Below are 22011 nucleotides of genomic sequence, written 5' to 3' on the forward strand. Positions count from 1 at the left end.
TCCCCGGGCGACACCGCGTGGCGGGACGCTGGCTCCCCGGGCGACACCGCGTGGCGGGACGCTGGCTCCCCGGGCGACACCGCGTGGCGGGACGCCTGGCGCGCGGCCGCGGACGGAGTGGGGACGGCGGTCGACGGCGTGCTCGACGCGCTGCCCGGGCTGACCGCCGGGCTGCTCGCCCGCGACCTCGTCGCCGCCCTGCCCGACGGCGCGCTGCTGGTGCTCGGCTCGTCGACCCCGGTGCGCGACGTCGACCGGCTGGCCGTTCCGCGCGCGGGGCTCACCGTGCTGGCCAACCGCGGGGTCGCCGGCATCGACGGCACGGTCTCCACCGCCGTCGGGGCCGCGCTGGTCCACTCCCGTGGCGATCTCCGCGGAGATCGCCGGGCGTTCGCGCTGCTCGGCGACCTCACGTTCCTGCACGACCTGCAGGGCCTGCTGGTGGGGGAGGGCGAGCCCCGGCCGGACCTCACCCTCGTCGTCCCGGACAACGACGGCGGCGGCATCTTCGCCCAGCTCGAACCCGGGCAGCCGCGGTACGAGGCCGGCTACCGGCGGGTGTTCGGCACGCCGCACGGCCGCGACCTGGTCGCCGTCGCGGAGGCGCTCGGCTGGCCGGCGGAGCGGGTGTCCTCGTCGGCCGAACTCCGGGACGCCGTCGCCGCGGGCGGACCCCGGGTGGTCGTCGTCCGCACCGACCAGCGCGCCGAGGCCGAGCTGGCGACCCGGCTGCGGTCGGGCGCCGCCGAGGCGCTGGGCGGAGCCTGAGTCCCAGGCGCCCGCGTCGCTGATCGAGTGTGCAGTTGCGGGGGGCGACACGCGCAGACGCTCCGTGCCGGGGGACCGCAACCGCCCACTCGGCAGCTCGACTCCTCTGCGCCAGTGCAGTCGGGGTGGGCGCCGCGCCGGTCAGCTCTCCAGCGCGGCCTGGAAGGCGGCGAACTTCGCCTGGGTCTCGGCCAGCTCGGCGGCCGGGTCGGAGCCGGCGACGATGCCGCAGCCGGCGAACAGCCGTGCCGAGGCCGGGTCCCGGTCCGAGAGCTCCGCGCAGCGCAGCGCCAGGCCGAACTCGCCGTCCCCGTGGGCGTCCACCCAGCCGACCGGGCCGGCGTAGCGGCCGCGGTCCATGCCCTCCAGCTCGCCGATCAGCGCGGCGGCGGCGTCGGTCGGGGTGCCGCAGACCGCGGCCGTCGGGTGCACCGCACCGACCAGCTCGAGCAGCCCGGCGCGGCCGCGGGCGCCGCTGCGGCGCTGGACACCGGTGACGTCGGTGGCCAGGTGCCGCACGTTGGCCAGCGTCAGCAGCTCCGGCTCGTCGGGCGCGGTGAGCGTCGTGCAGTAGGGCTCCAGCGCGCGCACCAGCGACTCGACGGCGAGGGCGTGCTCGGCGCGGTCCTTGGCCGAGGCGAGCAGGCCGGCGGCCAGCCGCTCGTCGTCGGCGCCGGCGCCGCGGGGGGCGGTCCCGGCCAGCACCCGCGACGACAGCTGCCGGCCGGTCCGGCGCAGCAGCAGCTCCGGCGTCGCACCGAGCAGACCGTCGACGGCGAAGGTCCAGCAGTCGGGGAAGCGGGCGGCGAGCCGGGCGAGCAGCGCGCGCGGGTCCAGCGGCGCGTCGGCGGTGACCAGCAGGTCGCGGGCCAGCACGACCTTGGCCAGCTCGCCGGCGTCGATCCGCTCGACGGCCGCGCCCACCTTCGCGCACCACGAGGCCGGGTCGAGCGCACCGTCGGCGTAGCGCAGCCGCCCCAGCGCGGACGGCGCGGTCGCGGGCGCGGCGGACAGCACGTCGGCGGGGTCGGCGTCCCCGGTGGTGGTCACCCAGGCCAGGCCGTCCCGCCGGCCGACGACGACCTCGGGGACGATGAACACCGACGTCCCGGCAGCCGGGTCGAAGGCGATGCTGGCGAACACGACCGGCCCCGAGCCGGGCACCCCGGCCCGGTCGTCGACGTCGAGACCGGCGCTGTGGGCCTCCCACCACGCGGCCGCCTCGGCCAGGGCCCGCGGGCCGGTGACCTCCAGCCGGGCCGCCTCCCCCCAGCCGACCAGGCCCTCGCCGCGGCGCACCCAGGACAGGGCGCCGGCGGCCGGGAGCCGGTCGAGCAGCGCGGGGGGGTCGAGCAGCGGGGTGGTCGTGACGACGGGCGTGACCGCACCAGGGGTGGTCACTGCTGCCACGCTCACCAGCCCAGAGTAGGCAGCCCGGTAGCGTCGCGGTCGTGGGAGACCGGCGAGACAGCGCACACACCGCCGGGGTCCGGGCCGGTCTGGACAAGCGGCCGGCCGACGTCGCGGCCATGTTCGACCGGGTCGCGGCGCGTTACGACGTCACCAACACGGTCCTCTCCGGCGGCCTCGACGCCTCCTGGCGGCGCGCCACCCGCGAGGCCCTGGATGCCCGCCCGGGGCAGACCGTGCTCGACGTCGCCGCCGGGACGGCGGTGTCCACAGTCGAGCTGTCGGCCGGCGGGGTGCACGCCATCGCCTGCGACTTCTCCCAGGGGATGCTGCGCGCGGGCGCGGCCCGGCCGGTGCCCAAGGTGGCCGGCGACGCCATGGCGCTGCCGCTGGCCGACGAGAGCGTCGACGGCGTGGTCATCTCCTTCGGCCTGCGCAACGTCGCCGACCCCGACGCCGCGCTGCGCGAGTTCGCCCGGGTCACCCGCCCCGGCGGCACGCTGGTGGTCTGCGAGTTCTCCAGTCCCACCTGGGCGCCGTTCCGCACCGTCTACACCGAGTACCTGATGCGGGCGCTGCCGCTGATCGCCCGCGCGGTCAGCAGCAACCCCGACGCCTACGTCTACCTGGCCGAGTCGATCCGGGCCTGGCCCGACCAGCCGGCGCTGGCCGCCCGGCTGCAGGAGGCCGGCTGGGCCGACGTCGCCTGGCGCGACCTCACCGGCGGCGTCGTGGCGCTGCACCGCGGCCGCAAGCCGCTCGCCTGAGTGAGGACCCCCTCCACCCCTCGCACGCTCGGGGCGGTACCCGGAAGGGGGCCGACGCTGGGGCGGGTGGGACGAGACGGAACCGTGACGTACCAATCCCAGGTGCCCACTTGTCACCAAGGTCACACCCCGGCCTAGAGTGGTGACCGGGCCGCCTTGTGAAGCAATTCACAAAGTGGCGGGGGAACTCGAACGGAGGGAGCCGAGGTGGACGACGGCGACCGGCGGGCCGACGTGCTCGTCGTCGGCGCCGGCCCGGCGGGGTCCTCGGCCGCCTGGCAGCTGGCCCGGGCCGGCCTCGACGTCGCCGTCCTGGAGAAGGCCCGACTGCCCCGCGAGAAGGTCTGCGGCGACGGGCTGACCCCGCGCGGGGTCAAGGCGCTCGACGACATGGGCGTCGACACCACCGGCTGGGTCCGCCACAGGGGGCTGCGGGTCACCGGCGGTGGCCAGGTGGTCGAGGTCGACTGGCCGGTCCTGGACCGCTGGCCGTCGTACGGCCTGATCCGCAGCCGCCGCGACCTCGACGCCCGGCTGGCCGACCACGCCGTCGCGGCCGGCGCCCGGCTGGTGCAGGAGGTCACGGTCACCGGCCCGCTGCTGGACGACGCCGGCCGGGTCGCCGGCGTGCACGCCGCAGAGGGTGCGGACCGGACGCCGGCCACCTGGCGCGCGCCGCTGGTGGTCTCCGCGGAGGGCCTCTCGGGGCGGCTGGCCAAGGCGCTGGGCCTGTTGCGGCGGGAGGACCGGCCGCTCGGCGTCGCCGTCCGCCGGTACGTGTCCTCCCCGCGCACGGACGACGAGTACCTCGACATCTCCTTCGACCTGTCCAGCGGCGGCCCGAGCGCGGACTCGATGCCCGGCTACGGCTGGGCGTTCGGCATGGGCGACGGCACCAGCAACGTCGGCTTCGGCCTGCTCGACACCCGCCGCGGCACCGGCGCCGAGCCGCGGGCGGTGCTGCGCGAGTGGCTGGCCACCCTGCCGGCCGAGTGGCAGCTCGGCGAGGAGCACGCGGTCACCCCCCTGCGCGGTGCGGGCCTGCCGATGGCCCTGCACCGCGGGCCGGCCTACACCCGCGGGCTGCTCCTGGCCGGCGACGCCGCGGGCACGGTCAACCCGTTCAACGGCGAGGGCATCAGCTACGCGCTGGAGACCGGCCGGATGGCCGCCGAGACCGCCGCGGAGGCGCTGGCCGCGCCGGAGGGGCTCGCGCGGGAGGCGGTGCTGCGCCGGTACCCGGCCCGGCTGCGCGCGGAGTACGGGCGCCACCACCGGCTGGGCACCGGCTTCCTGGCGCTGCTGGCTCGGCCGGACCTGGTCCGCTTCGCGACCGCGCACGGCCTGAAGCGACCGGCGCTGGTGGCCAGGGCGCTGCGGCTGATGGGCAACCTCTCCGACGGCCGGGACGGCGACCGGTTCGACCGCGCCGTCGCCGTCCTGACCCGCCTGGCTCCGGCGGTCTGACGTGACCGCTCCCGACCCGATCCCCGACGGCGAGAGGTAGACGCTGGTGCTCTCGGTGTACATGCCGATCGTCGGCCTGTTCGTGCTGGCCGCGGCGTTCGCGCTGTTCTCGGTGACGGTGGCGCCGTTCGTCGGCCCCCGCCGGTACAACCGGGCCAAGCTGGCCGCCTACGAGTGCGGCATCGAGCCGGTGGACCAGCCGCTCAGCGGCGGCCGCTTCCCGGTCAAGTTCTACCTGACCGCCATGTTGTTCATCGTCTTCGACATCGAGGTCGTCTTCCTCTACCCGTGGGCGGTCGCCAACGACGCGCTGGGGCTGTGGGGGCTGTTCGCGATGGCCGTGTTCATCGGCACCGTCTTCATCGCCTACGCCTACGAGTGGCGGCGCGGCGGGCTCGAGTGGGATTGAGGAGCTGACCTGTGGGACTCGAGGAGAAGCTGCCGAGCGGCGTCCTGTTGACCAGCGTGGAGAAGCTGGTCAACTGGACCCGCAAGTCGTCGCTGTGGCCGGCCACCTTCGGGCTGGCCTGCTGCGCGATCGAGATGATGGCCACCGGCGCCGGCCGCTACGACCTGGCCCGGTTCGGCATGGAGGTCTTCCGGGCCTCCCCGCGGCAGGCCGACCTGATGATCGTCGCCGGGCGGGTCAGCCAGAAGATGGCCCCGGTCCTGCGCCAGATCTACGACCAGATGCCCGAGCCCCGCTGGGTGCTGGCGATGGGCGTGTGTGCCAGCTCCGGCGGGATGTTCAACAACTACGCGATCGTGCAGGGCGTCGACCACGTCGTCCCGGTGGACATGTACCTGCCCGGGTGCCCGCCGCGGCCGGAGATGCTCACCGACGCGATCCTCAAGCTGCACCACAAGATCATGCACGAGCCGCTGGGGCCGAGGCGGGCTCGTGAGCTGGAGCAGGCGCGGGCCGAGGGGCGGGCCGAGGAGCTGTACGTCGAGATGCCGTCCAGCGTCCGGGCCGACAAGGCGGCGCGCGAGGCCTACCAGCGGGCGGCGGCCGAGCGGCGCACCGGCCAGTTCGCCATGGAGCAGCGCGGCGGCGACGCCGTCCTGCTGCCCGAGCCGTACGTGCGGGGGAACCGGTGACCGGCCCCGGGGACCGCAGCGGCACGGACGCCGAGCAGGGCGCCACCGCGCCCGGCGGCGGGTTCCGCAAGGGTGCGTTCGGGGTCAGCGGCAGCGGCGACACCTCCGGCTTCGGCGGGCTGGTCCGCGTCGAGCCCGGCGGCGCGGTCGCGCTGCACTCCACCGAGCGGCCGTACGGCGGGTACTTCGACGAGGTCACCGACGCGCTGATCGACGCCGTCGGCCAGGCCACCTACGACGCCGCCGTGCAGCGGGTGCTGGTCGACCGCGGCGAGATCACCTACTTCGTCGCCCGCGAGCACCTGCTGACCCTGGTGCGGGCCCTGCGCGACGACGAGGCGCTGCGCTTCGAGCTGTGCAGCAGCGTCTCCGGCGTCGACTACCTGGACAGCGGTGGCCCGGCGGCAGGTCCCGGCCGGCCCCGGTTGCACGTCGTCCTCCACCTGACCTCGATGACCTACCGGCGGCGGATCCGGCTGGAGGTCGCGGTCACCGCCGAGGACCCGCACGTCCCCTCGGTGACCTCCGTCTACCCGACGGCGGACTGGCACGAGCGGGAGACCTGGGACATGTTCGGCGTCGTCTTCGACGGCCACCCGGCGCTGACCCGGATCCTCATGCCCGACGACTGGGACGGCCACCCCCAGCGCAAGGACTACCCGCTCGGCGGGGTTCCGGTCGAGTACCACGACGCCACGATCCCGCCCCCCGACACCCGCAGGTCCTATCGATGAGGGGCCAACGATGAGCACCACGTACGACCCCTACGCCGGCTCCCGGGAGACCACCGAGGGCCGCGTCTACACCGTCACCGGCGGCGACTGGGACCAGACGCTGGGCGCGGAGGCTCAGGGCGAGGAGCGCCTCGTCGTCAACATGGGCCCGCAGCACCCCTCCACCCACGGGGTCCTGCGGCTGGTGCTCGACCTCGAGGGCGAGACGGTCACCAAGGCGCGGGTGGTGATCGGCTACCTGCACACCGGCATCGAGAAGAACACCGAGTACCGCAACTGGACGCAGGGGACGACGTTCGTCACGCGGATGGACTACCTGTCCCCGCTCTACAACGAGGCCGGCTACTGCCTCGCTGTCGAGAGATTGCTGGGCATCGAGGCGCCGCAGCGCGCGCAGACGATCCGCGTGCTGGTCATGGAGCTCAACCGGATCGCCTCGCACCTGGTCGCGCTGGCCACTTTCGGCATGGAGATGGGCGCGCTCACCGGGATGACCAACGGCTTCCGCGAGCGGGAGCTGGTCCTGGACCTGCTCGAGGAGATCACCGGGCTGCGGATGAACCACGCCTACATCCGCCCCGGCGGGCTGGCGCAGGACCTCCCGCCCGGCGCGGTCGAGCACATCCGGGAGTTCCTGCAGGTCATGCCGGACCGGGTCGCCGACTTCCACAAGTTGCTCACCGGCCAGCCGATCTGGCAGGCCCGGCTCAAGGACGCCGGCTACCTCGACGTCACCGGCTGCGTGGCCATGGGCGTCACCGGGCCGGTGCTGCGCGCGGCCGGGCTGCCCTGGGACCTGCGCAAGGTCGAGCCCTACCTGGGCTACGAGACCTACGACTTCGAGGTGCCGACCGCCGACACCTGCGACGCCTGGGGCCGCTACCTGGTCCGCATGGCCGAGGTGAACGAGTCGCTGAAGATCATCGAGCAGGCGCTGGACCGGCTGGCGCCGGGGCCGGTCATGGTCGAGGACAAGAAGATCGCCTGGCCCGCGCAGCTGTCGCTGGGGCCCGACGGCATGGGCAACTCCCTGGAGCACGTGAAGCACATCATGGGGCAGTCGATGGAGGCCCTGATCCACCACTTCAAGCTGGTCACCGAGGGCTTCCGGGTGCCCGCCGGCCAGGTCTACGTGCCCATCGAGTCGCCCCGCGGCGAGCTGGGCTACCACGTGGTCAGCGACGGCGGCACCAGACCGTGGCGGGTGCACGTGCGCGACCCCAGCTTCGTCAACCTGCAGGCGACGGCGGCGATGAGCGAGGGCGGCATGATCGCCGACGTCATCGCCGCGATCGCCTCGCTCGACCCGGTGATGGGCGGGTGCGACCGATGAGTGCCCTGCCGGGGAGCGCCGAGGGCACGGCGGTCACCGGGCTGGACTCCAGCCCGGTCGAGCCCGCCGCCGCGGACCTGCCGCCGCTGACCGAGCAGGTCCGGCTGGAGGCGCGGGAGATCATCGCCCGCTACCCGCAGCCCCGTTCCGCACTGCTGCCGATGCTGCACCTGGTGCAGAGCCACCAGGGCTACGTCACCCCCGAGGGCGTCGCGCTGTGCGCCGAGGAGCTGGGGCTGACCAAGGCCGAGGTCGGTGCGGTCGCGACGTTCTACACGATGTACAAGCGCCGTCCCACCGGCCGGCACCTGGTCAGCGTCTGCACCAACACCCTGTGCGCCGTCCTCGGCGGGCAGCGGATCTTCGACGCGCTGTCCCGCGACCTCGGCGTCCACCACGACGAGACCGCCGCCGACGGCTCGGTCACCCTGGAGCACGCCGAGTGCCTGGCCGCCTGCGACTACGCGCCGGTGGTCACCGTCGACTACGAGTTCTACGACCAGCAGGACCTCGACAGTGCCCGCGAACTGGTCGCGGCACTCCGCCGTGGCGAGAAGCCGCACCCCACCCGCGGGGCGCCGCTGACCGACTTCCGCGGCGTCTCCCGCCAGCTGGCCGGCTTCGACCAGTACGGCGACCAGGTCGCCCGAGCGGCCGCGGTCGACGCCGAGGGCGCGATCGGCCCGACGCTGGCCGGGTTGCGGCTGGCCGCCGAGCGCGGTGAGTCGGCCCCGCCGATGCCCGGGCCCACGCAGCCGCCCGCCAACACCGTAGAAGGACCCCGTCCTCCCCACCCTTCGCAGGCTCAGGGCGGGGCCCGGGACGGGGCCGGCGAGACGACGCAGCCCTCCGGTCGCACCGGCGAGACGCCGGAGGAGGAGGCCGCCGACGCCCGCGTCGCGGCCGCGGACAACCCCGCCGAGCGGGCCGGCGCCGCGCAGGCCCACCCCGACAAGGGCGCCGAGTACGGGCAGCCGCGGGGCCGGCAACACGCCGGCACCGAGAACCCGCCCGCCGCCGAGCCCGCCACCGGCACCACCCCGACCCAGAGCAAGGAGTCCTGAGCCGTGCCTCTCGCACCCGTCCTCACCTCGCGCTGGGCCGAGCCGCAGTCCTGGCGGCTGTCGACCTACGAGCGCCTCGACGGCTACACCGCTCTACGCACCGCGCTGTCCATGCCCCCCGACGAGTTGGTCGGCATGGTCAAGGACTCCGGGCTGCGCGGCCGCGGCGGCGCCGGCTTCCCGACCGGTATGAAGTGGAGCTTCATCCCGCAGCCCAAGCCGGGGGAGACCCCGACCGGTCCGGCCGCGATGCCCAAGTACCTCGTGGTCAACGCCGACGAGGGCGAGCCGGGCACCTGCAAGGACCTGCCGCTGATGATGGCCGACCCGCACTCGCTCATCGAGGGCGTGATCATCTCGGCCTACGCCATCCGATCGCACCTGGCGGTCATCTACGTCCGCGGCGAGGCGGTGCACGCCCACCGCCGGCTGGTCAACGCCGTCCGCGAGGCCTACGAGGCGGGCTACCTCGGCACGGACATCCTGGGCTCGGGCTACGACCTGGAGCTGATCGTGCACGCGGGCGCCGGCGCCTACATCTGCGGTGAGGAGACCGCGCTGCTCGACTCGCTCGAGGGCTACCGCGGCCAGCCGCGCCTCAAGCCGCCGTTCCCGGCCGTGGCCGGGCTCTACGGCGCCCCCACAGTGATCAACAACGTCGAGACGCTGGCCAGCGTGCCGTTCGTCGTCCGCGGCGGCGCGGACTGGTTCAAGGAGTTCGGTCCGGAGAAGTCGCCCGGTCCGAAGATCTTCTCGCTGTCGGGCCGCGTCGTCCGCCCCGGCCAGTACGAGGCCCCCATGGGGACGACGATGCGCGAGCTGCTGGAGATGGCCGGCGGCGTCCGCCCCGGGCACCAGCTGAAGTTCTGGACGCCGGGCGGCTCCTCGACGCCGTACTTCACCCCCGAGCACCTCGACGTCCCGCTCGACTTCGACTCGGTGGCCGCCGCGGGTTCCATGCTCGGCACCACCGCGCTCATGGTCTTCGACGAGACCGACTCGATCGTCGAGGCCACCCTGCGGTTCACCGAGTTCTACGCGCACGAGAGCTGCGGCAAGTGCACCCCGTGCCGCGAGGGGACGTACTGGCTGGTGCAGATCCTGCAGCGCCTCGTCGACGGCCGGGGGACGGCGGCCGACCTGGACCTGCTCACCGACACCTGCGACAACATCCTGGGCCGCTCCTTCTGCGCCCTCGGTGACGGCGCGACCAGCTGCATCTCCAGCTCGCTGAAGTACTTCCGCGACGACTACGTCGCGCTGCTGCCGCCGGAGGAACAGGCCCGCCTGGGCCGCAGTCTCCGGCTCGAGCCCGTCGGAGTGGCCTCGTGACGACGCCCCAGCCCGCCCCGGCCACCGCGCCCGCGGTGCCCGGCCCGCAGACCCCGCCGGACGCCGTCCACTGCTCGATCGACGGCTTCGACGTGGCGGTGCCCAAGGGAACGCTGATCATCCGGGCGGCCGAGCAGATCGGCGTGCAGATCCCGCGGTTCTGCGACCACCCGCTGCTCGAACCGGTCGGCGCCTGCCGCCAGTGCCTGGTCGAGGTGGAGGGCCAGCGCAAGCCGGTCGCCTCCTGCACCATGCCGGTCACCGACGGGATGGTGGTGAAGACCCAGCTCACCAGCCCGGTCGCCGACAAGGCGCAGCAGGGCACGATGGAGCTGCTGCTGATCAACCACCCGCTGGACTGCCCGGTCTGCGACAAGGGCGGCGAGTGCCCGCTGCAGAACCAGGCGATGAGCAACGGCCGGGCCGAGAGCCGGTTCGTCGACGTCAAGCGCACCTACCCCAAGCCGCTGCCGATCAGCAGCGAGGTGCTGCTCGACCGCGAGCGCTGCGTGCTCTGCGCCCGGTGCACCCGGTTCTCCCAGCAGGTCGCCGGCGACCCGTTCATCGAGCTGTTCGAGCGCGGCGCGCTGGAGCAGGTGGCCATCTACGAGGACGAGCCGTTCTCCTCCTACTTCTCCGGCAACACCACGCAGATCTGCCCGGTCGGCGCGCTGACCAGCGCCCAGTACCGGTTCCGCTCCCGCCCGTTCGACCTGCGCAGCGAGCCGAGCGTCTGCGAGCACTGCGCCTCGGGCTGCGCGCAGCGCACCGACTACCGCCGCGGCAAGGTGCTGCGCCGGCTGGCGGGAGAGGACCCGGCGGTCAACGAGGAGTGGAACTGCGACAAGGGCCGGTGGGCGTTCCGCTACGCCACCGCCAACGACCGGCTCACCACGCCGCTGGTCCGGCGGGACGGCGTGCTGGAGCCGGCGTCCTGGCCCGAGGCGTGGGCGGCGGCGGCCGAGGGGCTGCGCGCCGCGCGGGACGCCGGCGGGGTCGGGGTGCTGCCCGGCGGCCGGCTGACCGTCGAGGACGCCTACGCCTACGCCAAGTTCGCCCGGGTGGCGCTGGGCACCAACGACGTCGACGCCCGCGCCCGCGCCCACTCGGCCGAGGAGCTGGCGTTCCTGGTGGCGCACGTCGCCGGCACCGGCCCGGCCAACGGGGCGGTCACCTACGACGACCTGAGCAGCGCGCCCGCGGTGCTGCTCGCCGGTCTCGAGCCGGAGGAGGAGTCGCCGATCGTCTTCCTGCGGCTGCGCCGGGCGGTGCGCACGAACCGGCTGGCCGTCTACGACCTCGCCCCGTTCGCCACTCCCGCCGCGGAGAAGCTGCAGGCCACGGTGCTGGCCACCCGCCCCGGCACGGAGGCCCGATCGCTGACCGCGCTCGCCGAGGGCAGCTGGGGCGGACCCGCGGTCGAGGCGCTGCGGCAGCCGGGTGCGGTCGTGCTCGCCGGCGAGCGGCTGGCCGAGTCGCCCGGCGCGTTCTCCGCCCTGGTCGCGCTGGCCCGCGCCACCGGTGCGCGCGTGGCCTGGGTGCCGCGGCGGGCCGGTGAGCGCGGAGCCGTCGAGGCCGGCGCGCTGCCGGCCCTGCTCCCCGGCGGGCGCCCGGTCACCGATGCCGGCGCCCGCGCCCAGGTCGCCGCCGCCTGGGGGGTCGGCGAGCTGCCGGACACCCCCGGCCGCGACACCACCGGCATCCTCACCGCGGTCGTCCACGGAGAGCTCGCCGGCCTCCTCGTCGGCGGCGTCGACCCGGCCGACCTCCCGGATCCGGGCCTGGCCGAGGCCGCCCTGGTCCGGGCCGGTTTCGTGGTCAGCCTGGAGATGCTCCCCAGCGCGGTCACCGAGCACGCCGACGTCGTCCTGCCGGTGGCCGCCGCCTCGGAGAAGGCCGGCGCCTACCTGGACTGGGAGGGCCGGCTGCGCCCGTTCGACACCACGCTGCACGGCGCCGGGCAGCTGCCCGACGGTCGCGTGCTGCAGGGCCTCGCCGAGTACATGGCCGACGAGATGGACGTCGACCTGCGGCTGCCCGCACCCGAGGTGGCCCGTGCCGAGCTCGCCGCCCTCGGCGTCGTCGCCGAGCGTCCGCGGGTTCCGGGTCTGGACGTCGTCCCGCCGGGTGACCCGGAGCTCGCCGACGACCAGGCGGTGCTCGCCTCCTGGCGGCAGCTGCTGGACGTCGGGACGCTGCAGCGCGACGAGCCGGAGCTCGCCGGCACCGCCCGCCCGCCGGTCGCGCGCCTCGGCAAGGACACCGCACGCCGGCTGGGCCTGGCCGACGGCGACCGGGTCACCGTCTGCGGCGCGATGGGGGAGATCAGCCTGCCGGTGCTGGTGACCGAGATGCCCGACCAGGTGGTCTGGCTGCCGATGCGCTCACCGGGCAGCGAGCTGCGGACCCGGCTGGGCACCCCGCCCGGCGGCGTCGTCCGCCTGGCGACCACGTCCTCACCCACCCCGGCCACCCCGACGGGAGGTGCGGAGTGATCCTCGCCGCCGCGGCCAACCAGCCGACCCTCGAGGACTTCGGCAACGACGTCTGGTGGATCGTCCTCATCAAGGTCGTCGGCGTCTTCGTCGTCCTCGTGTTGCTGACGCTGTTCGCCATCGTCTTCGAGCGCAAGGTCGTCGCGCGGATGCAGCAGCGGATCGGCCCCAACCGGGTCGGGCCGCGCGGCTACCTGCAGAGCCTCGCCGACGGGCTGAAGCTGGCGTTCAAGGAAGACATCATGCCGGCGATGGCGGACAAGCCGGTCTACTTCCTTGCCCCGGTCCTGGCCACCGTCCCGGCGTTCCTGGCCTTCTCGGTCATCCCGCTCGGCCCGGTGGTCAGCATCTTCGGCCAGCAGACGCCGCTGCAGCTCACCGACGCCCCCATCGGGGTGCTGATCGTCCTCGCCTGCTCGGCGATGGGGATCTACGGCATCGTCCTGGGCGGGTGGGCGTCCGGCTCCACCTACCCGCTGCTCGGCTCGCTGCGCAGCGCGGCCCAGATGATCAGCTACGAGATCGCGATGGGGCTGTCCATCGTCGCGGTCTTCCTCTACGCGGGCTCGATGTCGACCTCGGAGATCGTCGCGGCGCAGGCCGACGGCAACGAGGTGTCCTTCTTCGGGCTCGAGTTCACCGGGCCGAGCTGGTACGCCGTCCTGCTCCCGGTCTCGTTCGTCATCTACGCCATCGCGGTCGTGGGGGAGACCAACCGGGCGCCGTTCGACCTCCCCGAGGCCGAGAGCGAGCTCGTCGGCGGCTTCCACACGGAGTACTCGTCGCTGAAGTTCGCGCTGTTCTTCCTCGCCGAGTACATCAACATGGTCACCGTCTCGGCGCTGGCCGCGACGCTGTTCCTGGGCGGCTGGCGGGCGCCGTGGCCGATCTCGATCTGGGACGGCGCCAACTCCGGCTGGTGGCCGCTGCTGTGGTTCTTCCTCAAGGTCGTCGCGGCGCTCTTCGTCTTCATCTGGTTGCGCGGCACGCTGCCCCGGCTGCGCTACGACCAGTTCATGCGCTTCGGCTGGAAGGTGCTCGTCCCGGTCGCCTTCGCCTGGATCCTCGCTGTCGCGACGATGCGCGCAGTGGCCCGCGAGGCCAACCTGTCGACCGGCCAGGTGGCGCTGTTCGTCGGCGTGCCGATCGCCCTGCTGGTCATCGCCGGGCTGCTGCTCGCCAGCCGGGCCAGCAACCGGGACACCCGCCTCGCGGCACGGGAGGCCGCGGCGGGCTCCAACCACCCCACCGAGCCCGAGGTGCTGCCGCCGCCCGGGCCGCGCCGCCGGCCGGGCGGTCCCAGCCGGGCCGAGGGCGGCTTCCCCATCCCGCCGATGGACCTCGCCGTCCCGCCGTCGCCCCGGCTGCACCGCCGCGACGCGGTCGCGCCCGAGGGCGCCGTGGTGGGCACCGGACGGCGCAGCACCGCCACGATCGAGGAGGACGTCGATGACTGAGCACCGCGACGTGGACCGCCGCTCGCCGGATCCCCACGACCCCGGCCACGACATGGTGGCGCAGACGAAGCACGAGCTGGAGCGCCGTGGCCGCGACGCGGGGCCGGTCAAGCGGTCCAGCTGGCTGCCCGGCCCCGGTCAGGGCTTCGGGGTCACCTTCGCGCAGATCTTCCGCAAGGTGACCACCGAGGAGTACCCCGAGGTCCCGAAGGTGACCAAGCCGCGCTACCACGGGCGGCACGTGCTCAACCGGCACCCCGACGGGCTGGAGAAGTGCGTCGGGTGCGAGTTGTGTGCCTGGGCGTGCCCGGCCGACGCCATCTACGTGGAGGGCGGCGACAACACCGAGGACGAGCGCTACTCGCCCGGCGAGCGCTACGGGCGCGTCTACCAGATCAACTACCTGCGCTGCATCTTCTGCGGCCTGTGCATCGAGGCCTGCCCCACCCGCTCACTGACCATGAGCAACGACTTCGAGCTGGCAGACGACAACCGGGCGGACCTGATCTACACCAAGGAACAGCTCATGGCGCCGTTGCTGCCGGGTATGGAGGCCCCGCCGCACGCCATGCGGCTGGGCGAGGACGAGAAGGACTACTACGTCCGGACGCCGGACCCCGCGTCGCCTGCCGAGCCGGTCACCGTGGAGCAGCCGTGAACGACGTCGTCATCGGCACCGGTGAGGCCGTCGTCTTCTGGGTGCTCGGCCCGATCTCGCTGGCCGGGGCGCTCGGCATGGTGCTCTCCCGCAACGCCGTCCACTCGGCGCTGTGGCTGATCAACACGATGCTGGCGCTGGGCGTCTTCTACGTCGTCCAGGAGGCGCCGTTCCTGGGGGCGGTGCAGATCATCGTCTACACCGGCGCGATCATGATCCTCTTCCTGTTCGTGCTCATGCTGGTCGGGCGCGACTCCTCGGACTCGGTGGTCGAGACCCTCCGGGGCCAGCGGGTCGCCGCGATCGTGCTGGGTCTGGGCTTCGCCGGGCTGGTCGGCGCCGGGATCGCCCGGGCCACCCAGGACCTCCCGGTCGCCGGCCTCGCGGCCGTGCAGGGCGCGGAGACCAGCAACATCGAGGCGATCGCCGGGCTCCTCTACAGCCGCTACCTGCTGGCCTTCGAGGTCACCGGTGCGCTGCTGATCACGGCTGCCGTGGGCGCCCTGGTCCTGACGCACGTGGAGCGGGAGGCGGGGGAGCGGCGCACGCAGAAGGAGCTGTCGCGAGCGCGGTTCCTCACCGGCCGGGCGCAGACCCTGCCCGGCCCCGGCGTGTACGCCCGGGCCAACTCCGTCGCCGCGCCCGGTCTGCTGCCTGACGGGCGGCTGGCCGAGGACAGCTTCGCGACCGGCATCGAGCCCCAGGAGGTCGAGCAGATGCCGCGCCCCGCCGGCCGCGCTCAGCTCGGCAGCCCGGACGCCGCTCTCGGCACCCTCGACCCGGCGCCCAGTGACGTCCCGGGTGGCCGTGAGGGCGGTGACCATCGGTGAGTCTGACCAACTACCTGGTGCTCGCCGCGATCCTGTTCACCATCGGCGCGGTCGGCGTCCTCGTGCGGCGCAACGCGATCGTCGTCTTCATGTGCATCGAGCTGATGCTCAACTCGGTGAACCTCACGCTGGTCACCTTCGCCCGGGCGAGCGGCACCATCGACGGCCAGATCATCGCGCTGTTCGTCATGGTCGTGGCCGCCGCCGAGGTCGTCATCGGTCTCGCGATCATCATGTCGATCTACCGGACCCGCCGGTCGGCGTCGGTCGACGACGCCAACCTGCTCAAGTACTGAGGGACGGGGACCCGGGATGGACACCGCACCGGCCGACGGGCTGATCACCTCCGCCTGGCTGCTCATCGCGCTGCCGCTGGCCGGCGCCGCCGTGCTGCTGCTCGGGGGACGGCGCACCGACCGGTGGGGGCACCTGCTGGGCACCGGCACGGTCGTCGCGGCCTTCGTGCTCGGCCTGCTGTGCACGCTGCAGCTCGACGGCCGGCGGCTCGACGTCGAGCTGTTCACCTTCATGGCCACCGGGTCGCTGGACGTGCAGGCCGGCCTGCTGTTCGACCCGCTCTCGGCGGTCTTCGTCCTGCTGATCACCGGCGTGGGCGCGCTGATCCACGTCTACTCGATCGGCTACATGGCGCACGACCCGCGCCGTCGGCGGTTCTTCGCCTACCTGAACCTGTTCGTCGCGGCGATGCTGCTGCTGGTCCTCGGCGACAACTTCGTGGCCCTCTACGTCGGCTGGGAGGGCGTGGGCCTGGCGTCCTACCTGCTCATCGCCTTCTGGCACGAGCGCCCGTCGGCGGCGACCGCCGCGAAGAAGGCGTTCATCATGAACCGGGTCGGCGACGTCGGGCTGGCGTTGGCGATCTTCCTGATGTTCGCGCAGCTGGGCACGGTCGCCTACGACGGCGTGTTCGGCGCGGTCGGCACCCTGGCCGGCGGCACGGTCACCGCGATCGGGCTGCTGCTCCTGCTCGGCGCGTGCGGCAAGTCCGGCCAGTTCCCGCTGCAGGCGTGGCTGCCCGACGCCATGGAGGGCCCGACCCCGGTGTCGGCGCTGATCCACGCGGCCACCATGGTCACCGCCGGCGTCTACCTCATCGCCCGCTGCGCACCGATCTACGACGAGACGCCCACCGCGCGGGCCGTCGTCCTCGCCGTCGGCGCGATCACGCTGATGATCGGCGCCATCGCCGGCTGCGCCCAGGACGACATCAAGAAGGTGCTGGCCTACTCGACGGTCAGCCAGATCGGCTACATGTTCCTGGCCGTCGGGCTCGGCCCGGTCGGCTACGTCGCGGGGCTGGCGCACCTGCTCACCCACGGCTTCTTCAAGGCCGGCCTGTTCCTCGGTGCCGGCTCGGTCATGCACGCGATGAACGACGAGGTCGACATGCGCCGCTTCGGCGGGCTGGCCTCGCGGATGAAGGTCACCTTCGTGACGTTCGGGCTGGGCTACCTGGCGCTGATCGGCTTCCCGTTCCTGTCCGGCTTCTACACCAAGGACGCGATCATCGAGGCCGCGTTCGACCGCGGCGACGGTTGGGGCTACCTGCTCGGCGGGGTCGCGATCCTGGCCGCCGGGCTCACCGCCTTCTACATGACCCGGCTGATGCTCATGACCTTCTTCGGCCGCCCCCGGTGGGAGCCCGGCGTCCACCCGCACGAGTCGCCGTCGGTGATGACCGCGCCGATGGTGCTGCTCGCCGTCGGCTCGGTCCTCGCCGGCTTCCTGCTGGTCGTCGCCTTCCCGCTGGAGGCGTGGCTGACCCCCGTCTTCGGCGAGCCCGAGGCGGCCGAGCACGTCGTCGCGCCGCTCGTGGTGAGCATCCTCGTCACCGTGGTGATGGCGCTCGGCGTGCTCACCGCCTGGCTGTTCGTCGGCCGCCGCGAGGTGCCGGTGACCGCGCCGGTGCGGGTGTCGGCGGTGACCCGCGCCGCCCGCCGCGCCCTCTACGCCGACGCGGTGAACGAGTCGCTGTTCATGCGGCCGGGCCAGTGGCTGACCCGCGCGCTGGTCTTCGTGGACAACCGCGGGGTCGACGGCGCGGTGAACGGGCTGGCCGCGACGCTGGGCGGCTCGTCGTCCCGGCTGGGCCGCACGCAGACCGGGTTCGTCCGCTCCTACGCGCTGTCCATGCTCGGCGGCGCGGTGGTCGTCGCGGGTGCGCTGCTGGCGGTGACGGCCGGGTGACCGGGTCCCTGCACAACCGAGAGGCGACGTCGTGACCTGCCGAGCCGGAGCTTGCGGAGGCGAGCCATGAACACCTTCCCCTGGCTCCTGACGATGATCGCCGTCCCGGCGGTCGGGGCGGCCGTCGTCGCGGCGCTCCCGCGGGGCCGCGACGAGAGCGCCAAGCGGGCCGCACTCGGGGTGAGCCTGCTGGTGCTGCTGCTCGCGGTGCTGGCGACCGTGGCCTTCGACGCCGGCGGTGAGCGGTTCCAGCTGACGACGTCGGTCTCCTGGATCCCCGACTTCGGCGTCGACTTCGCCCTCGGCGTCGACGGCATCGCGCTGGTGATGCTGCTGCTCATCGGTGTCCTGGTGCCGGTGGTGGTACTTGCCTCCTGGCGCGACGAGCCCACCGGGCACCGGTCGATGAAGACCTTCTTCGCCTGGCTGCTGCTGCTCGAGTCGCTGATGGTCGGCGTCTTCGCCGCCACCGACGTCTTCCTCTTCTACGTCTTCTTCGAGGCGATGCTCGTCCCGATGTACTTCCTGATCGGCAGCTTCGGCGGGCCGCGCCGGCAGTACGCGGCGGTCAAGTTCTTCCTCTACAGCCTGGTCGGCGGGCTGGTCATGCTGGCCGCCGTCATCGGGCTGTACGTGGTCAGCGCCAACGAGCTGGGCGAGGGGACGTTCGCCTTCGACGCGCTGCGGCAGGTCGAGATCGACCCGGGTGTGCAAAAGCTGCTGTTCCTCGGCTTCTTCGTCGCCTTCGCGATCAAGGCGCCGCTGGTGCCGTTCCACACCTGGCTGCCCGACTCCGGTGCCGAGGCGCCGATCGGCGGTGCGGTGCTGCTGGTCGGCGTCCTGGACAAGGTCGGCACCTTCGGCTTCCTCCGCTACTGCCTGCCGCTGTTCCCCGACGCCTCGCGCGACCTCGCGCCGTACGTGCTCACCCTGGCCGTCGCCGGCATCCTCTACGCCGCGCTGCTGGCGATGGGGCAGTCCGACCTCAAACGCTGGGTGTCCTACACCTCCATCGCGCACTTCGGCTTCATCGCGCTGGGCATCTTCGCCTTCACCACCGAGGCCGGCACCGGCGCCGTGCTCTACATGGTCAACCACGGCATCGCGACCGGGCTGCTGTTCCTGGTCGTCGGCATGCTCATCGCCCGCGGCGGGTCGCGGCAGATCGGCGACTACGGGGGTGTCGCCGCGCAGGCACCGCTGCTGGCCGGGGCCTTCCTCGTCGCCTGTCTGGCCGCTCTCGCGCTGCCGGGCACCAACAGCTTCGTCAGCGAGTTCCTCGTGCTGGTCGGGTCGTTCCCGACCCGGCCGGTGTTCACGGTCCTCGCGACGGTCGGCATCATCCTGGCCGCGCTGTACGCACTGCTGGTCTACCAGCGCACCATGCACGGCCCGCCGCGCGGCGTGCTGCTCGAGCCGTCGCCGGAGACCTCCGCGCCCACCGCCGGTGCCGGGGGCGGAGCGACCGCGACCACCCTCGAGGCCCCGGCGGCCGCGCCCGCCCGGCTTCGGGTGCGTGACCTCTCCCGCCGCGAGCTGGCCGTCGCCGCGCCGATGGTCGCGCTGATCATCGCGCTCGGGGTCTACCCGCAGCCGCTGATCGACCTGATCGAGCCGGCGGTCGCGGCCACCATGAGCGACGTCGGGGCCGATCCGGCCGGCGTCTCCCCCCAGGCTCCCGTCGAGGGGACGGACTGATGATCGAGGCCCCGGACCTCTCCCTGGCCGCGCTGGCCCCCCTGCTGTTCGTCTTCGGTGCCGCCTGCGTCGGCGTCCTCGTCGAGGCCTTCGCGCCGCGGGAGAGCCGGCACCCGGTGCAGGTCGCCGTCGCCCTCGTCGGCACGCTCGGCGGGCTGGTCACCAGCCTGCTGCTGGCGGGGGAGGGGCTGGTGACCGCCGGCGGTGCGCTGGCCGTCGACGGCCCTGCGGTCTTCCTGCAGGCCACCATCGCCGGCCTCGGCGCGCTGTCGCTGCTGCTGTTCGCCGAGCGCTCGCTGGACCCGGCCCGGTCGGCCTTCGTCGCCGCCGCGGCCGTGCCCGCGGGCAGCCCGCGCGACCGCGAGCTGATGACCGCCCCGCGCGTACAGACCGAGGTCTACCCGCTGACCACGTTCGCCATCGGCGGCATGATGCTGTTCGTCGCGGCCAACGACCTGCTGATCATGTTCGTCGCCCTCGAGGTGCTCAGCCTGCCGCTGTACCTGATCAGCGGGCTGGCCCGCCGCCGCCGGCTGCTGTCGCAGGAGGCGGCGGTCAAGTACTTCCTGCTGGGCTCGTTCGCCTCGGCCTTCTTCCTCTACGGCCTGGCGCTGGTCTACGGCGCCACCGGCAGCATCCGGCTGTCGGCCATCCGTGAGTCCGCCGCGGGGGCCGGCGGCGGCGTCCTGCTGGTGCTGGGCCTGGCCCTGCTCGTCGTCGGGCTGATGTTCAAGGCCAGCGTGGCGCCGTTCCACGCCTGGACGCCGGACGTCTACCAGGGCGCCCCGACGCCGGTCACCGCCTTCATGGCAGCCTGCACCAAGGTCGCGGCCTTCGGGGCGATCCTGCGGCTGCTCTACGTCGCCTTCGGCACCAGCGAGTGGACCTGGCGGCCGCTCGTCTACGGCATCGCGATCGTCTCGATGGTCGTCGGCGCCGTCCTGGGGCTCACCCAGACCGACCTCAAGCGGATGCTCGCCTACTCCTCGATCGCGCACGCCGGCTTCCTGCTCACCGGCGTGATCGGGTACGGCAGCGGCGCCGACGGCACCGGTTCCGGGCTCGGCCCGACGATGTTCTACCTGCTGGCCTACGGCCTCACGACCATCGGCGCCTTCGCGGTGCTCACGCTGGTGCGCGACGGTGACGGTGAGGCCACCCACCTGTCGAAGTGGGCCGGGCTCGGGCGCCGTTCGCCGCTCACCGCGGCGGTCATGGCGCTGTTCCTGCTGGCGCTGGCGGGCATCCCGCTCACCAGCGGGTTCACCGGCAAGTTCGCCGTCTTCCGGGCCGCGATCGACGACGGGGCCTGGCCGCTGGTGGTCGTGGCGCTGCTGGCCAGCGCCGTCGCGGCGTTCTTCTACCTGCGCGTCATCGTGCTCATGTACTTCTCCGAGCCGGCCGTGGACGGCCCGACGGTGGGCGTTCCCGGCCTGCCGACGACGATCGTGCTGGCCGTGACGGTCACCGCGACGGTTGTGCTGGGCGTCGTGCCCGGGGCGGTGCTCGATCTGGCGGAGCAGGCGGCTAGATTCGTCGGTTGATGACCGGAGCCAGCGCCGCCGTCGGCGGGGACACCCCGACCGACACCTGGCAGCGGACCTCGACCCCCGCCTCGACGATCGGCCCGTGGCTGCCCGAGGGCGATCTCGGTGTCCGGCTCGCCGGGGGGCTGGGTCGGGTCGAGGAGGCGCTGCGCACCGCCGTCGGCAGCGAGCACGATTTCGTGCGGCAGGCGGCCGGGCACCTGGTCGCCGCCGGCGGCAAGCGCTTCCGCCCGCTGCTGGCGCTGCTCGCCGCCGAGCTCGGCGATCCGCACGCGCGGGGGGTCACCGAGGCCGCGGTGGTCTGCGAGCTCACCCACCTGGCCACGCTGTACCACGACGACGTCATGGACGAGGCCGTCGTCCGCCGCGGGGCGCCCAGCGCCAACAGCCGGTGGTCCAACAGCATCGCCATCCTCACCGGCGACTTCCTGTTCGCCCGCGCCTCCGACCTGCTGGCCGACCTCGGCCCCGAGGCGGTGCGCATCCAGGCGCGGACCTTCGAGCGGCTGGTCACCGGGCAGATCCGGGAGACCGTCGGCGCCCAGCCCGGTGACGACCCGGTCGCCCACTACCTCGACGTGCTGGCCGACAAGACCGGCTCCCTGGTGGCCACCTCGGCGCGCTTCGGCGCCTCCTTCGCCGGGGTGGACGTCGAGCTGGTCGGCGCCCTCACCTCCTTCGGCGAGGAGGTCGGCGTCGCCTTCCAGCTCTCCGACGACCTCCTCGACATCGTCAGCCGGGACGGCGCGTCGGGGAAGGCGCCGGGCACGGACCTGCGGGAGGGCATCGCCACGCTGCCCGCGCTCTTCGCGCTGGCCGGCGACGACCCGGCCGAGCAGCGGCTGCGCGAGCTGGTCGCCGGCCCCATCGCCGACGACGCCGAGCACGCCGAGGCCCTGGAGCTGCTGCGCTCGTCGGCGGCGCTCCGGCGGGCCACCGAGGTGCTGCGCGAGTACGCCGACCGGGCGCAGGCGCGGCTGTCCGGCGTCCCCGAGGGGCCGGTCCGCGAGGCACTCTCGGCGCTGTGCGACTACGTCGTCACGCGCACCAGCTGAGAGAGGACCCCGTGGAGGACTCCCCTGACCCCGCCGTCGAAGGACCCTCCTGCCTCCCACCGTTTCGTGGAAGGGCCCCGTCCTCCT

The 22011-nt window shown here is 73.6% G+C and carries 19 protein-coding genes; 18 read left to right on the forward strand and 1 reads right to left on the reverse strand.

From position 1 onward, the window contains the following. A partial coding sequence (locus BUB17_RS14020) for a thiamine pyrophosphate-binding protein (RefSeq protein WP_244277214.1) occupies positions 1–768 on the forward strand: 768 nt, incomplete at its 5' end. 141 nt (positions 769–909) lie between these two features. Here BUB17_RS14020 and BUB17_RS14025 read toward each other — a convergent pair. Next, on the reverse strand, positions 910–2184 hold the full coding sequence (locus BUB17_RS14025) for an isochorismate synthase (RefSeq protein WP_083606334.1): 1275 nt from the start codon (positions 2182–2184) through the stop codon (positions 910–912). A 35-nt stretch (positions 2185–2219) separates the two neighbouring features. On the opposite strand from BUB17_RS14025, the gene BUB17_RS14030 reads away from it, so the two are divergent. The 17 genes from BUB17_RS14030 to BUB17_RS14110 all read left to right on the forward strand — a co-directional run bounded on the left by BUB17_RS14030 (position 2220) and on the right by BUB17_RS14110 (position 21924). Then, on the forward strand, positions 2220–2945 hold the full coding sequence (locus BUB17_RS14030; RefSeq protein ID WP_072918964.1) for a demethylmenaquinone methyltransferase: 726 nt from the start codon (positions 2220–2222) through the stop codon (positions 2943–2945). Positions 2946–3152: 207 nt separating this feature from the next. Then, positions 3153–4412: a geranylgeranyl reductase family protein gene (locus BUB17_RS14035; RefSeq protein ID WP_072918966.1), complete on the forward strand. Its 1260-nt coding sequence runs from the start codon at positions 3153–3155 to the stop codon at positions 4410–4412. Positions 4413–4458: 46 nt separating this feature from the next. Next, positions 4459–4821, forward strand: coding sequence for an NADH-quinone oxidoreductase subunit A (locus tag BUB17_RS14040; RefSeq protein WP_432416389.1), 363 nt, complete (start codon positions 4459–4461; stop codon positions 4819–4821). Between the two features lie 11 nt (positions 4822–4832). Beyond that, the gene (locus BUB17_RS14045; protein WP_072918970.1) at positions 4833–5513 is read left to right on the forward strand and encodes a NuoB/complex I 20 kDa subunit family protein; all 681 of its coding nucleotides are present in this window, start codon (positions 4833–4835) and stop codon (positions 5511–5513) included. Further along, positions 5510–6247, forward strand: coding sequence for an NADH-quinone oxidoreductase subunit C (locus BUB17_RS14050; RefSeq protein ID WP_072918972.1), 738 nt, complete (start codon positions 5510–5512; stop codon positions 6245–6247). Before BUB17_RS14045 ends, BUB17_RS14050 begins: the two co-directional genes overlap by 4 nt. 10 nt (positions 6248–6257) lie before the next feature. Further along, positions 6258–7580, forward strand: coding sequence for an NADH-quinone oxidoreductase subunit D (locus tag BUB17_RS14055; RefSeq protein ID WP_141243028.1), 1323 nt, complete (start codon positions 6258–6260; stop codon positions 7578–7580). Next, on the forward strand, positions 7577–8644 hold the full coding sequence (gene nuoE, locus BUB17_RS14060) for an NADH-quinone oxidoreductase subunit NuoE (protein WP_072918976.1): 1068 nt from the start codon (positions 7577–7579) through the stop codon (positions 8642–8644). Before BUB17_RS14055 ends, nuoE begins: the two co-directional genes overlap by 4 nt. A gap of 3 nt (positions 8645–8647) precedes the next feature. Then, on the forward strand, positions 8648–9976 hold the full coding sequence (gene nuoF / locus BUB17_RS14065; protein ID WP_072918978.1) for an NADH-quinone oxidoreductase subunit NuoF: 1329 nt from the start codon (positions 8648–8650) through the stop codon (positions 9974–9976). Beyond that, positions 9973–12471 (forward strand): NADH-quinone oxidoreductase subunit G, encoded by a 2499-nt coding sequence (locus BUB17_RS14070; RefSeq protein WP_083606335.1) that lies wholly within the window; start codon positions 9973–9975, stop codon positions 12469–12471. The genes nuoF and BUB17_RS14070 overlap by 4 nt, the downstream gene beginning before the upstream one ends. Further along, entirely contained in the window at positions 12468–13928 is a 1461-nt protein-coding gene (gene nuoH / locus BUB17_RS14075) for an NADH-quinone oxidoreductase subunit NuoH (protein WP_072918981.1), read from the forward strand. The genes BUB17_RS14070 and nuoH overlap by 4 nt, the downstream gene beginning before the upstream one ends. Further along, a complete protein-coding gene (nuoI, locus tag BUB17_RS14080) occupies positions 13921–14586 on the forward strand; it encodes an NADH-quinone oxidoreductase subunit NuoI (protein WP_280173880.1) in 666 nt (221 codons plus the stop codon). The genes nuoH and nuoI overlap by 8 nt, the downstream gene beginning before the upstream one ends. After that, a complete protein-coding gene (locus BUB17_RS14085; RefSeq protein ID WP_072918983.1) occupies positions 14583–15416 on the forward strand; it encodes an NADH-quinone oxidoreductase subunit J in 834 nt (277 codons plus the stop codon). The genes nuoI and BUB17_RS14085 overlap by 4 nt, the downstream gene beginning before the upstream one ends. Next, positions 15413–15712, forward strand: coding sequence for an NADH-quinone oxidoreductase subunit NuoK (gene nuoK, locus BUB17_RS14090; protein WP_072918985.1), 300 nt, complete (start codon positions 15413–15415; stop codon positions 15710–15712). Before BUB17_RS14085 ends, nuoK begins: the two co-directional genes overlap by 4 nt. Before the next feature lie 16 nt (positions 15713–15728). Beyond that, entirely contained in the window at positions 15729–17624 is a 1896-nt protein-coding gene (gene nuoL / locus BUB17_RS14095; protein ID WP_072918987.1) for an NADH-quinone oxidoreductase subunit L, read from the forward strand. A 66-nt stretch (positions 17625–17690) separates the two neighbouring features. Beyond that, the gene (locus tag BUB17_RS14100; protein WP_072918989.1) at positions 17691–19322 is read left to right on the forward strand and encodes an NADH-quinone oxidoreductase subunit M; all 1632 of its coding nucleotides are present in this window, start codon (positions 17691–17693) and stop codon (positions 19320–19322) included. Further along, positions 19322–20866 carry an NADH-quinone oxidoreductase subunit NuoN gene (gene nuoN / locus BUB17_RS14105; protein WP_072918991.1) on the forward strand — a complete coding sequence of 515 codons (1545 nt, stop codon included), beginning with the start codon at positions 19322–19324 and terminating at the stop codon, positions 20864–20866. Before BUB17_RS14100 ends, nuoN begins: the two co-directional genes overlap by 1 nt. Next, entirely contained in the window at positions 20866–21924 is a 1059-nt protein-coding gene (locus BUB17_RS14110) for a polyprenyl synthetase family protein (protein WP_072918993.1), read from the forward strand. The genes nuoN and BUB17_RS14110 overlap by 1 nt, the downstream gene beginning before the upstream one ends. The last annotated feature ends 87 nt before the right edge of the window (positions 21925–22011 follow it).

Source organism: Geodermatophilus obscurus, assembly GCF_900143215.1.
Taxonomy (GTDB): domain Bacteria; phylum Actinomycetota; class Actinomycetes; order Mycobacteriales; family Geodermatophilaceae; genus Geodermatophilus; species Geodermatophilus obscurus_A.